Source organism: Candidatus Blochmannia festinatus (nom. nud.), from assembly GCF_059936355.1.
In genome coordinates this window covers 97526-111889 of sequence record NZ_CP012116.1, presented here as the reverse complement: position 1 = coordinate 111889, position 14364 = coordinate 97526, and the positions used below count along the sequence as shown (strand labels likewise).

Sequence of the window (14364 nt, the reverse complement as noted above, 5' to 3'; positions counted from 1 at the left end):
ATAATTCCTATTTCCATTAAATTCTTTCTTTTTCTTGTACAAATTTAACTATTTGTAATGCCTCCACTGTTTCTTTAACATCATGAACCCGAATAATTTGCACTCCTTGCATTGCTGCAATGACAGCGCATGCTATGCTTCCTACCAACCTATTTTTTGAAGAATCAGTACGATTATTACAATTCAGCATTGACTTTCTAGATACTCCTATCAGTAAAGGTAAACCAAAATGATGAAAATATTTTAAATTTGACAATAACTTATAATTATGCTGATTCTTTTTTCCAAAACCAAACCCAGGATCAAGTAGTAATCGAGTTTTGCTAATACCTGATAATTCACATCTCATAATCTGATTACTAAAATAATCATTCACCTCATGTAAAACATTATGGTAATTAGGAAACTTTTGCATAGTATTTGGATTACCTTTCATATGAGTTAAACATACCGGAAGATTAGAATATACTGCAGCTTGCATTGCTCCTTTAGTAGTCAATGATCTTACATCATTAATTAAATGTATTCCTATTTGAGCACTTTCTTTCATTATTAATGCTGATGATGTATTTACTGAAATAAAAATATCAAAACGATCTACAATAGCACGTATTACAGGCAAAACACGTTCTGCTTCTTCTTCGTCACTAATTCCCTTAGATCCTGGTCTAGTAGATTCTCCTCCAATATCAATTAAAGTAGCTCCATCATTAATCATTTTAGATACATGATTAATTGCTTTAGGCACAGTATTATATAATCCTCCATCAAAAAATGAGTCAGGAGTAATATTTAAAATTCCCATAACTTGTGTATAAAAAAGATCTAAAACCCGATTATTACTAATTAATTTCATAATATTTTTCAATATACAATAAAAAATTTGTTATTAACAATAGCTCTTCATACAATTATATATACAATATATATATAAAAATACTATATATAAATATAAATATTTATAACTTTAAATAAATTTCTATTTATTACGATGCTACATTTGGGTTATTATCATAAGATTCTTTACTTGTAGATTGTACTTCTTTTGAAGTATCAGATTGTATATTATCTACCTTATCAATTTTTGTTTGTATACCTTCTTTATGAAATGAATCTTTCATACTTTTCCTATTCATTAAATCATCTATTTGAGAGGCATTAATAGTTTCATATTTAATTAATGCATCCTTCATAGCATGCAAAATATCTATATTTTCTATTAACAATGTTCGAGCTCTTAAATAATTTCTCTCAATTAACAATTTAATTTCCTGATCAATAATACGAGCAGTCTCATCAGACATGTGTTTTGCTTTAGCTACTGATCGACCAAGAAATATCTCCTCTTCTTCTTCAGCATATAATAATGGTCCTAATTTTTCTGAAAAACCCCATTGAGTTACCATATTACGAGCAATAGATGTAGCTATTTTAATATCATTAGAAGATCCAGTGGATACTCTATTTGCACCATAAATTATTTCCTCAGCTAATCTTCCACCATACAGTGTAGAAATTTGACTTTCTAATTTCTGTTTACTCACACTAAGAGCATCTACTTCTGGTAAAAAAAATGTTACTCCTAAAGCTCGACCACGAGGAATAATAGTCACTTTATGTACAGGATCATGATCTGGAACTAACCTTCCAATAATAGCATGACCTGCTTCATGATATGCAGTAGACTCTTTTTGAATTTCTGTCATTACCATAGAACGTCGTTCTGTTCCCATCATTATTTTATCTTTAGCTTTTTCAAATTCTGCCATAGATACTGAATTTTTCATTTCTCTAGCAGCAAATAAAGCAGCTTCATTTACAAGATTAGCTAAATCTGCTCCAGAAAACCCAGGAGTACCCCTCGCTATTACCGATATATTAACATCAGAAGATAATGGCACTATTTTTATATGCACTCTTAGTATTTGCTCTCGACCTCTAATATCTGGTAATCCTACTATAACTTGACGATCAAATCTGCCAGGCCTCAATAAAGCAGGATCTAAAACATCTGGTCTATTAGTAGCAGCTATTACAATAATTCCTTCATTCCCTTCAAATCCATCCATTTCTACTAACATTTGATTCAAAGTTTGTTCTCGTTCATCATGTCCTCCTCCTAATCCTGCACCTCTTTGTCTCCCAACTGCATCAATTTCATCAATAAAAATAATACAGGGAGCTGATTTCTTTGCTTGTTCAAACATATCTCGTACTCTAGATGCACCTACTCCAACAAACATTTCTACAAAATCAGATCCTGAAATAGTAAAAAAAGGAACTTTAGCTTCTCCGGCTATTGCTTTAGCTAATAAAGTTTTACCAGTTCCTGGAGGTCCTACCATTAAAATTCCTTTAGGTATTTTTCCGCCTAATTTTTTAAATTTATTTGGTTCACGCAAATATTCTACTAACTCTTTTACTTCTTCTTTTGCTTCATCACATCCTGCAACATCTTCAAAAGTAGTTTTAATTTGATTTTCGTTAAGCATTTTCGCTTTACTTTTTCCAAAAGACATCGCTCCTTTACCACCTCCTTGCATTTGACGCATAAAAAAAATCCATACTCCTATTAACAATAACATAGGAAACCAAGAAATTAATATAGACGTAATTAAACTAGGTTCTTCTGGTGGTTCTCCAATCACTTTAACTTTTTTTGTCAAAAGAATATCAAGTAATTTTGGATCATTTACTGGAATATAAGTAATATAACGACTGCTATCTTTTTTTATAACAATAATTTCTCTGCCATTAATATGAGCTTCTCTAATTTGATCTTGATTTAACTCATACATGAAAGTAGAATAATCTACCTTACGATTATTTGAATCATTAAATCCAAAGTTTTGAAACAAAGAAATCAATACTACCGCAATAACTAACCAAAGAATTAGGTTTTTTGCCATATCACTCAAAAGAATAACCCCTCTTCTTAACCAATTTTAATAAATCTCATTAATATAACATTCATAATATATCAATTACCTTATATCTAAATTTTTTTGCTACAATATAAACTTCACGAGAATTATATCTTGAAGAACTCGGTTTTCGAATCTTCACATTACAAAATAAAGATTTTACATTACATAAATATTGCTCAAAACCTTTTCCCTGAAAAACTTTTACTAAAAATGATCCTCCTAACTCTAAAACATTCTGACATATACTTAATGCTATATCTCCAAGACGTATAGATTTACATACATCAATTATCGATATTCCAGTTGTATTAGGAGACATATCAGATAAAATAATCTGAACCTTTTTATCGTTTGCCCAAGAACGTATTTTTTTAATAAAATTAGGATCCTCACAATCACCCTGTAAAAAATCAACGCCTTTAATTTTTTTCATAGGTAATATATCACATGCCATAATATATCCTGTATTACTTACCTTTTTTGATGCATAAGTAGACCAACCCCCAGGAGCTGATCCTAAATCTATTACTGTTATACCTTTTTTTAATAATACATCAATCTGATCAATAAATTGTAATTTAAACCAAGAACGCGATCTCAATCTTCGAACTCGTGCAGCACGTGTATATTGATCTGCATAATATTTTTGAGTCCATCTTGACGTATGTATAAAACGTTTTCTATCAAACATCTATATAAAACCTATTTGTTGCCTACATATAATGACAATAATTTACTAAATTGATTAATGACAAATTTAAATCTCATCAAATTAATCACTTATTAAAGATATCATAAAATAAATACAATTAATTTATACCTAATATATAATATTTATTATAAAATAACCATATTCATAAATCAGTTCCATCAGTATTTACCATAAAAGCAACAACTATTCCTGTAACAGTGATAAGATACATACTACATAATATTCACTATATTTTTCAAATACCATAGTAAACAATTACCTGTAATCATTAAAAACACACACATCACTCTTCTGATAAATATTCAATTTTAATAATTTTATATTTTATTTGTCCTTGTGGAGTATTAATTATTACAATATCCCCTTCCTTATTTCCAATCAACCCTTGAGCTATAGGTGAACTAATAGAAATCATATTTCTCTTTAAATTAGATTCATCCTCACCAACAATACGATACATCTTTTTACATTGTGTTTCCATATTTTCAATAAATACTGTTGCACCAAATACAATTTTTGTACCAGAAATTATTTTAGTTACATCAATAATATATGCATTTGATAATTTATATTCTATCTCTTGGATACGGCCTTCACAAAAACCTTGCTGTTCTCGAGCAGCATGATATTCAGAATTTTCCTTTAAATCTCCATGTTTTCGTGCTTCACAAATATTCCTTATAATTTCTGGACGCAATACGTTTTTTAAATAATCCAACTTTTTCCTCAACTTCTCTGCTCCACGCAAAGTCATAGGAACTTGCTTCATTTTCATAATCATATCAATTGTATTTTATTAAAATAAGTTTTAAGATATAAAGAAATATATACCTCTCACTATTATTAATTATATTTCTATATACATATTTATAAATTAAATTTATCTCTAAAACTATCAACCAATAAATAACAATAACCTATTTTTAACAACTAACTAACACATACAAAACACAATATATGCGAATCATACTAATTATAAAAATAATTACTGACAATTATGACATCACAATCTACTTTTTATAGCAGATACAATACTATTACTGCCAATAAATTTCATAATGTCCCAGCATAATAACGATAAATTTATTTTGTGTATAACAGAAATAGCATAATAACGACTATTCCATCCCAAAGATCTGATTATAGAATTTATTTTATTATCTACATCTAACCCATCTAATAAATCTATTTTATTAAAAACTAACCACCTAGTTTTATTACTTAATTTTTTATCATAAACTTTTAGTTCTTTTTCAATATTTATAATATTTCTTATTGGATCAGATTGGTCTGATGGGTTGATGTCAACAAAATGCAATAACATTTGACAACGTTGTAAATGTTTTAAAAATTTTATTCCTAAACCAGACCCCATAGAAGCCCCTTTAATTATACCTGGAATATCTGCTATAATAAATCTATTATTATTTACAAGGCGGCTATCATCTATCTGAACAACTCCTACTTTAGGAGTTAAAGTAGTAAATGGATACTCTGCTACTTTGGATTTAGCTTTAGATACCATATTAATAAAACTAGACTTTCCAGAATTAGGCAATCCAAACACTCCTACATCTGCTATTAAAATCAAATCTAAAAACAAATGTCTAATTTCTCCAGGCTTTCCTTTTACTTTCACCTTATCAAAATATTCAATATCTTTGTTATTGCACTTCTTTTTAAAATATTTAACACCACTATTACCTATGCCATGACGCCCACCACGGGCTACCATCAACAAAGTTCCACTTGGTTGATTTATCATATCTCCTAAAAATTCATTTGTTTTCTGACAACTTATACGAGTACCGACAGGAACATGTATTATCAAATCTTTTCCACGTTTTCCAGTACAACCCCTAATTTGACCTGATTTTCCATTACTAGCTTTAAATACACGGTTATTACTAAAATAACTTAAAGTACTAATATTAGGATCAGATAATAACCAAACACTACCTCCATCCCCTCCGTTACTACCATCAGATTTATTTAAAAAAATACCTTTTCTCCATTTTTTAAAAAAACCAATATATCCATTACCGCCATTACCAGCTATTACAGTAATGTTTACTGAATCAACAAATTTCAACTCTCATCCTCAATTTTTTAATAATAAAACATTAATATCTTGCATTATATCATGATATATTATCAATCTTAATTAAGACAAAATTATTGTTAACTTTACAAAAATTTTTAATGAAACGTACTATGTTATAGACGACTAAATTCAATAATTATTATTGTATTACGTTGTTTTTTATTTTATTAAATAACAAAAATTTACACAATAAATTTTTACTTATATCTACATCAATCAATAATACAAACAAATTTACGATTTAATTTGCCTATCTTTTTAAAAAATACTCTTCCATTTTTTAAAGCAAAAAGAGTATAATCTCTTCCACAACCTACATATCTACCAGGATGAAATTTACTTCCACGTTGTCGAACAAGAATACTACCTGCAGCAACAAATTCTCCTGAAAAATGTTTAATTCCCAACCGTTTTCCTTGTGAATCTCGGCCATTACGAGTAGAACCTCCAGCTTTTTTATGTGCCATATACCCTATTTCCTACATAAAATAATAACATAACATTCTTCTATATTAAGAAAAAGTTACAATATCTATAATTTTCACTTTTGTAATATATTGTCGATGCCCTTGAAATTTTCTAAAATGTTTTCGACGACGAAATTTAATAATCTTTATCTTTTCGCAACGATCATGACTAATAATACTAGCTATAACCTTGACAGTATTGATAAACGGTGCGCCTATTTGAATGCAACCATTCTTTTCCAGAAATAGAACTTGATTAAATTCAACTTGACTTCCAATTCCAATACTCATCCTATCAATATTAATAATTTTTCCTACATAAACATGGTACTGTTTACTTCCACTTTGAAAAACTGCATACATAAATAATAATCCATCTCTCGTTATAATCTGATATTATCACACTTTATCTAAATTAGATATTTATACATTATAATATCATGTTTCTCAATATAATTAATAAAATTAAACACACTTATTATCATATTAATAAAATTGTTACACTTAATAAATAGTACAATTAACATAACGCCACTAGCAATTATACAAAAATATAATCATAACCAATCATAATAATATGAATATAAATCAAATAAATAAACTTATCCAACAAGATATGACTAGTGTCAATTTTGAAATTCATAGAAGATTAAAATCAAAAACAACTCTAATTAATAAATTAGTTCACCATATTATTAATAGTGGAGGAAAAAAAATTCGATCAATTATGATTTTATTAATTGCAAAATCATTAACTTATAAAAAAACACAACATATTATTATTGCTACATTAATAGAATTTATTCATATAGCTACTTTATTACATGATGATGTTGTAGATACATCAGAAATGAGAAGAGGAAAAATAACTGCTAATGTAATTTTTGGAAATTCTGCTAGCATATTAGTAGGTGATTTTATATATACTCGTGCTTTTCAAATGATGACAGAATTACAATCTTTACGAATACTTTCCTTAATGGCTAATGCAGTTAACATTATTTCAGAAGGAGAAATATTACAATTAGTACATTGTCATGACCCTACCATTACTATTAATCACTACATGAAAATTATTTATAATAAAACAGCTCGTTTATTTGAAGTAGCTTCTCAATCATCAGCAATTGTAGCCAATGCTAATCTTAAACAAGAACAAGCATTAAGTAAATATGGAAAATATATAGGAATTGCATTTCAATTAATTGATGACTTATTAGATTATGGAGCAACAGATACCATTTCTTTAGGTAAACACACAGGAAATGATCTAAATGAAGGTAAACTTACATTACCCTTGCTACATGCTATTCATCATAGTACACCGAAAGAAGCATCAATTATACGACAAGCTATCATACACGGCAATAGTCATCGTTTTTTTAATATTATTTTACATACCATGCAACAATATGGTTCTTTAGAATACACTAGAAAATGTGCTGAAATTAAAATTAATAAAGCTATTTCTTGTTTAAATGTTTTACCTGTATCTCCATATAAACAAGCTTTAAAAAAATTGGCTCACTTTATAATACAAAGATATCAATAATAAAAATTACACTAATAAATTTATACTTGACAAATAAAAAATCTTTTGTATAGTATCAAACATATGATGTGGGTGTATGTCGTTTATTTTTAAAAAATAAATAACTTTTTTTTAATTAATATTAAAAGTAAAGTCAATTAAGTTATAAATTAAAGTGAAAACAGTATGAATCTGCAAAAGGTTTCAGCTGGGGATAATATTCCAGAAGACATATATGTCATAATTGAAATACCAGCAAACTCGTCTCCTGTAAAATACGAAATTAATAAAGAAAATGGGGGTTTTTATGTTGATAGATTTTTATCTACTCCTATGTTTTATCCATGTAATTATGGATATGTAAATGATACATTAGCTCTAGATGGAGATACTATTGATGTATTAGTACCTACACCTTATCCTTTGTTAATTGGATCTGTAATTCATTGTAGACCTATAGGAATGCTAGACATGACAGACGAATCTGGAGAGGATTATAAAATTATAGCAGTACCAAATAGAAAAACATCAAATCAATATGAATCTATAAAAGATATAGATGAATTTCCTTTTTTTTTGCGTACTCAAATTACTTATTTTTTCGAACATTATAAAGATTTAGAACCTAATAAATGGGTAAAAATAAAAGAGTGGAAAAATGCTAATGTAGCTAAATCAAAAATTTTTAATGCTTTTCAACGCGCTCAAATCGAAAAAGAAAAATACAAACATAATAATAAAAATTAATTTTCTCTAATACAAAATCAAAATAAATTTATAGAACTAGACTTGTTGTATAGATTTAGTATTTTTAACTAGACTTGTTGTATAGATTTAGTATTTAATTAAAAATACTAAATCTATACAACAAGTCTAGCGCATAATCATAACCTTTAGATGTAGCCTCTAAATATAACTGATGATTTATACAATATCTTATTGTTATTGTAGTAAATAAATCAAAAATATTTACACCGTATTTAATTTGTAATCCAGGAGCTATATATCCGCTTAACGCCACTACTGATGTAGTTCCAAAATCTTGCGTATTCACTGTTAAGTCTTGAACTCCTAAAACCCTACCAATTTTACCAATAATTTTTTCATATCGTTCTATACCCATTCCTATTAATAAAGATGTTATTTTGTTATTATTAATTATATTTAAATTAGATAAAGTTGTGTTATACTCTCCTAATAAATAAGAAGCTATCTCTTGTTGAGATAATAATGCTGAGTTCGATAAAAATTCTAATTTTAATTGTTCTAACACTCCGGTAATATGTATACCTACAGTAATAGGGTCCTTTGAGTTATTCAGTACACAAGAAGTATTTTTAATTGCCTCAATATCAAGATATGCTTCATTAACTGCTCCAGAAAATAATATCTGACCTTGTTTTAGTATTAAATTTATACCATATGCTTTAAAATAACCAGATGATGTTCTAACATGTCCTACTACTAATAAATTACTTTTATCATTATATGTAATTTCTAAATCACCTTTTAATTTAGTATATAATCCTAATCCATTAAAATTTACATCATGACCTAGATGTACAAAAAGATTAGAAATAGTAAATATACTTAAGTTTTTAGAATTATTTATAAAAATAGGACGAAATTGACTATCTAATAAAACCTCTTCAGATGAAATTTCTATTGAATTTGTTAAAAATTCTTGAAATTCAATTTGAGCATAAGGTATATCTACATTGCCTTTAACATCAACACCATCTACAGTTATTGTACAAATAAGATTAGGAGATATTTTTGCATATGTTGTTGGAGATACATGTATATCAATTTGATCTCCTTTTACATTTAATAATAAATAAAAATTCGTCAAAGAATTAAATTTAACCAATTTACCATCTAAATTCAATTGTTCTCCATATTCTGTTTTTATTAAACCATTTAATAATGCATAATCTCCAAAAAAATTAATTTTTAAAAAACCATCTTTCATATTAAAAAAAGTATTAGATTGGTTAAAATTGCAATTTTCAAATTGAATAAATCCATAAAAATTAGGTGAATTTAAATTTCCGTGAAAATTTAAATTCATATTAATCAATCCATTTATACATTCTTTTAGTTGAAATAATAAATGAAAAAAAGAATTTACTTTCATATTGGAGATTGTTACATTTCCAAAAACCTTAGGAATGCTATAAAAATCAGTGATTGAAAATCTCCAACAACTTTTATCATTTTCTGTTTTTATCGATCCAACGCAAGAAAAATTACTTGGAGTAAATATTGTATTTAAAATTGCATCGTTAATTTCAATACAAAGGTTAATATTATCCTTATTATATAATCCAATATTTAATTGAGTTGCAGAACAATACATAGAACCTTGAGGTAAAATATCAGTAACATTCCAACATACATCTGTAAAATATATACGCATACTATATATATTTATAATATTTATTGATTTAAAATTTAAAAATGAAGGATCAAAATACTTATTTATTTTAAATATTTTTTTGAAAAAACTTCTTTGAGCCATATCATACATTGAGATTCTACATGATTTACTTTCCCAAGAATGTGATTTAAAAATAATTTTTTGAGGTATATATTGATAAGTAAAAACAATATCATTTATCAACTTCCACGTTCCTATAGGAGTCACAATATTTGTTTTATTAATTTTTCCACTCCAAATTCGATTAAATAAATCAAATTTTCCATTAATATTCATTGTTCCAACTAATTCTTTTCCATATAATTCTACATTCAAAAAGTGTTTTGAAAAATTTCCTATTCCTTTTATCAAAAGCTTATGTAATAAAAATTCTTTATATTGCATTTTATCTAACTTTACAAAAAAATCGCTCTGAACTAATTCACCATAATGAACATGACTATTAATTTGAATTTTTTCAATGTTAATATTTTTGTTTTTCCAATCTAAAGATTGAGCATCAACTTTAAACAATATAGAAAATAAACTAACCGATCTATATAATTTGCAATAAATATTTAAGTGGCTATTTGATTGAGATGAAAAAATAGAACAATCTATTACCTTAAGTTTTAAAGAAATATTAAAAATACGATTTTGTTGTATATTTTCTTGAATTACTAAAAAATTATTGTATTTTCCTACATTCAACATAAAATCAAAAATATTATACTTCCCATCAGTTTTTATAGACACCCATTCATCATGTGCAATATTATTATTTTTAACATTTTCAAATACATTAGAATATGATGCTGCTAATCCTAAAAAGTTATTATCTAAATATTCTTGAATCATACTTTTTTTCCATATCAACTTCTTCATTGAATATTTTACATGCTCCCTCATATTTATTTTATTAAAAAAACATACATTATTATAATCAATTAAATCTTTCCATTTAATCTTTCCTTCTATGTTATAATAATCATTTAGTGTTTTTATTTTTAATGTGGAAATAATACAATTATTTAAATTTCCTTGAGCATTCATTGATACTGATACATATGTCATCATAATTTTTGCACAAGATAGTTCAGATTGCATTTGAATATAATAATTAGTCATATTTCCTATCAAAAAAAAATTAATTTTTTCAACAATAAAATTGTTATTTCCCAAAAAGACAATTGGAATTTTTTCTCCAGTAATAAATAAACTAATTGGTACAAAAGGATACATCAATTTAATTTTCACTAATATATGTATAGTAGAGGAAATAATATTAAAAGTAGTACAATCTATACATAATTCATCAATTAAAGATCCTGTCACTACTAATTTAACTTTTCCAAAATTTTTTTCTTCTAATTTATTATTATCACAACTTTCTCTATCATTATTATAATGAACATAATTAGCTACTATACATATTGGACAATGATTGCGTAAAATAACATTACTAATACCATCAAATCGTCCTAAAGATAAATCAATATGAAATTCTGTATTTATTACCTCTTTAATATAAGAAAAATGTATTTGAAAATAATTAATGACATATTTATTTTGATTGTTGAAAAAAAAACAAAAATTTTTTCCCTGAACATCAGTTAATATAAAATTTATAGAAATTTCATGTTTCTTTTGAAGAACTGTTAATGTCTTATCAATGAAACTGCGTAATATATCTTTTATATAAGAAAAACTTTTTACCCAACATACTGAATGAATTGTTATATTATTTTTTTTAATTAAATTTTTATCTAAAAAAAAATTATATAAAAAAGATCCTCCTGTAATATCAGAAGATAATATTTTTAATATATTATTTTTAAAAACACAACTAGTATTAATTTGTTGAAATTGTAGTTCTATATTATTTAATAGTATAGAAATATTATTAAGTATTACATTTTTAAAAATAATTGAATAATTTTTTAAAAATTTTTTGAAAATTTTATTTTTTTTTATATTTTTTATATCATCAGGCGATAAATTAACTAATTTTCCATCTATGTAAATATCCGTTAAAAACAAATGATCTACATATATTTTTTTAAATAAAAAATATTTAAAATTTATTGAAATATCACATTTATTAATCTTCACTATACCTAATGAAGGTATCTTATATTCTATATGAGATATATTAAAATCACCCCAACGCCCAACAACTGAATCAAAAGTGAAACCAGAAATCTGATTTGTTATTCCTGTAAATATTAAATTGGTTCCTGTATTTGTTCCAAATAAAAATATAAATACTCCACATACAGCAGTTATTCCTAATAATAAAATCAAAAACATTTTTCGTATAAACATTACAATTCCGGTCCTAAATTTACGTAAAAATGTAAAAAATTATAATTTATTTTAATTTCATGTATTAGTGGAATTGCTATATCTAATCTTACAGGACCTATTGGTAACTGCCAACGTATTCCAACACCAAAACCAGATTTAAAATTTTTTTTCCAATTAATATTATTACCAATTTCCCCAAAATCTATAAAAATAGCACTCCATAATCTGCCGAAAATATTGTATTGATATTCAAAAGTATTTGTTACTGATTTTGTGTATTGAACAGAATCATGAAAAGACGATACGATTCTATACTCATATCCACGAATACTACAGTCTTTATCAAAAAACAAACGAAACATCGGGATAATATATGATGATAAATTATTTACTTCCATCCAACTTAAATTGCTTTTAATTACAATACGATTTTTTTCTAAAAACGTACGAATCCAAATATTTTGGGCTCTTAAAATTATAAAATCAATATCTGATTTCCAATAATTTGCCGATATATTTATTGAATAACGTTGACTTTTTCCCCAATATGGAACTATTTCACCTCGTTTTTGTACTCGATTTATATTAATTCCAGGACAAATCAATATTGTAGTTTTAGTAAATTTATTTTTATAAACACAATGATTTGTATACCAATATAAATTAATCACTCGTTGCCAATTATCGTCTACACGCTTCCAATATCGTGCTATATTGAACATAATAACTTGAGACTGTAAATCATATACATTATTCTCATATATCCAACCTCCTTGACATAAATAATATTCTTCTAAAGGATTGCGCAAAATAGGAATCTTGTAATTTATATCTATAAATTGTTCTAATGCTGATATACTAAAACTATTTTCTAAACTATGTCCATATGAATTTATCCACGGTTTTTTCCAAATAATCTTAGCACGTAAACCTGTCTCATTAGTATATCCAGATCCAATCTCAAAACTATCTTTAACATTAGGAGTCAATAAAACGTTTAATACTAATTTTTTTTTTGAACACATGAAACAGAATTCGAAGATGTAAATATAGATTCAAACCAATTAGTAGAAGATAATCGTCGATTTAATTCTATTACAGATTTAGTAGAATAATAATCTCCAATATTTATATTAGATATATTTTCTAAATAATGTTCTTGAATTTGACTACCTTGAAATTTTACTGCTTTTACAATATATCGATATCCACTAAAAAACTTAATATCCCAAATACTTTGATGTAAATCAGGAATAACAATCAACTGACTTTTCCGAAATTTAGCATCTAAATATCCTTTAGACACAGCCAAACTATAAAGTTTATTTTTAATCTGCTCATAATCATAATGATTTAATTGTTTTCCAATAAATAACTTACTATCTTCAATTATATTATGAAAATCAATATCATTTTTTCCTTCTCCATCTACATCAATATTTACTTGAACAATCTTAATAGGTATTCCCGGAAAAACTTTTATAACTAAAACATTCAATCTTTTATTTTCTATATTTTTAATAACAAAATCCAAACTAACACTAGGATTGTAATAACCACAAGACCTTAAACTAGATTTAATTACATCATTTATTTCTTTTTTAACATTTGAATTAAGTAAATTAATATCATACTTTGTATAAAACTCAAGTTTTTTACGTATATTATGTTCTAACTTTACATCCAATCCTTCTAATATTATTTGCACTTCTCCTACACAATATATTGGAATTAAAATCCAAAACATAATAATATACAACTTTATTATAATAATTTTTCTCATTATATATTATACAAACATAACATATATACGTTACCGCTAATTTTAATGATTATTATTTATATCGTCGATAATTCTTTTAAAAAACATTATTGACATGTATTGTTACGTAAATTT

At 25.9% G+C, this 14364-nt stretch carries 12 protein-coding genes; 2 read left to right on the top strand and 10 right to left on the bottom strand.

Translation table 11 applies throughout. The features are described 5' to 3' along the window. Positions 1-16: 16 nt before the first annotated feature. The 7 genes from folP to rplU form a co-directional block, all read right to left on the bottom strand. The gene (folP, locus tag Bfest607_RS00510) at positions 17-856 is read right to left on the bottom strand and encodes a dihydropteroate synthase (protein ID WP_500838374.1); all 840 of its coding nucleotides are present in this window, start codon (positions 854-856) and stop codon (positions 17-19) included. Positions 857-986: 130 nt separating this feature from the next. Continuing rightward, positions 987-2918 carry an ATP-dependent zinc metalloprotease FtsH gene (gene ftsH, locus Bfest607_RS00505; protein WP_500838373.1) on the bottom strand — a complete coding sequence of 644 codons (1932 nt, stop codon included), beginning with the start codon at positions 2916-2918 and terminating at the stop codon, positions 987-989. A gap of 52 nt (positions 2919-2970) precedes the next feature. Next, the gene (locus tag Bfest607_RS00500) at positions 2971-3618 is read right to left on the bottom strand and encodes an RlmE family RNA methyltransferase (RefSeq protein WP_500838372.1); all 648 of its coding nucleotides are present in this window, start codon (positions 3616-3618) and stop codon (positions 2971-2973) included. Positions 3619-3922: 304 nt separating this feature from the next. Continuing rightward, positions 3923-4408 carry a transcription elongation factor GreA gene (gene greA, locus Bfest607_RS00495; RefSeq protein WP_500838566.1) on the bottom strand — a complete coding sequence of 162 codons (486 nt, stop codon included), beginning with the start codon at positions 4406-4408 and terminating at the stop codon, positions 3923-3925. A gap of 234 nt (positions 4409-4642) precedes the next feature. Continuing rightward, complete coding sequence (gene cgtA / locus Bfest607_RS00490) at positions 4643-5731, bottom strand: Obg family GTPase CgtA (protein WP_500838371.1); 1089 nt, start codon at positions 5729-5731, stop codon at positions 4643-4645. A 224-nt stretch (positions 5732-5955) separates the two neighbouring features. Beyond that, the gene (gene rpmA, locus Bfest607_RS00485; RefSeq protein WP_500838370.1) at positions 5956-6210 is read right to left on the bottom strand and encodes a 50S ribosomal protein L27; all 255 of its coding nucleotides are present in this window, start codon (positions 6208-6210) and stop codon (positions 5956-5958) included. Between the two features lie 45 nt (positions 6211-6255). Continuing rightward, positions 6256-6573 (bottom strand): 50S ribosomal protein L21, encoded by a 318-nt coding sequence (gene rplU / locus Bfest607_RS00480; protein WP_500838369.1) that lies wholly within the window; start codon positions 6571-6573, stop codon positions 6256-6258. Positions 6574-6787: 214 nt separating this feature from the next. On the opposite strand from rplU, the gene ispB reads away from it, so the two are divergent. Beyond that, complete coding sequence (gene ispB, locus Bfest607_RS00475) at positions 6788-7762, top strand: octaprenyl diphosphate synthase (protein ID WP_500838368.1); 975 nt, start codon at positions 6788-6790, stop codon at positions 7760-7762. Positions 7763-7927: 165 nt separating this feature from the next. Next, on the top strand, positions 7928-8488 hold the full coding sequence (gene ppa / locus Bfest607_RS00470; protein ID WP_500838367.1) for an inorganic diphosphatase: 561 nt from the start codon (positions 7928-7930) through the stop codon (positions 8486-8488). Positions 8489-8582: 94 nt separating this feature from the next. On the opposite strand, the gene Bfest607_RS00465 is transcribed toward ppa, so the two are convergent. From Bfest607_RS00465 to Bfest607_RS00455, 3 genes are read right to left on the bottom strand one after another with little or no spacing between them, the layout of a single operon-like run. Then, positions 8583-12485 carry a translocation/assembly module TamB domain-containing protein gene (locus tag Bfest607_RS00465; RefSeq protein ID WP_500838366.1) on the bottom strand — a complete coding sequence of 1301 codons (3903 nt, stop codon included), beginning with the start codon at positions 12483-12485 and terminating at the stop codon, positions 8583-8585. After that, positions 12485-13492, bottom strand: coding sequence for an autotransporter assembly complex protein TamA (locus Bfest607_RS00460; RefSeq protein WP_500838365.1), 1008 nt, complete (start codon positions 13490-13492; stop codon positions 12485-12487). Before Bfest607_RS00460 ends, Bfest607_RS00465 begins: the two co-directional genes overlap by 1 nt. Next, on the bottom strand, positions 13471-14214 hold the full coding sequence (locus Bfest607_RS00455) for a POTRA domain-containing protein (protein ID WP_500838364.1): 744 nt from the start codon (positions 14212-14214) through the stop codon (positions 13471-13473). The genes Bfest607_RS00460 and Bfest607_RS00455 overlap by 22 nt, the downstream gene beginning before the upstream one ends. Between the last annotated feature and the right edge of the window lie 150 nt (positions 14215-14364).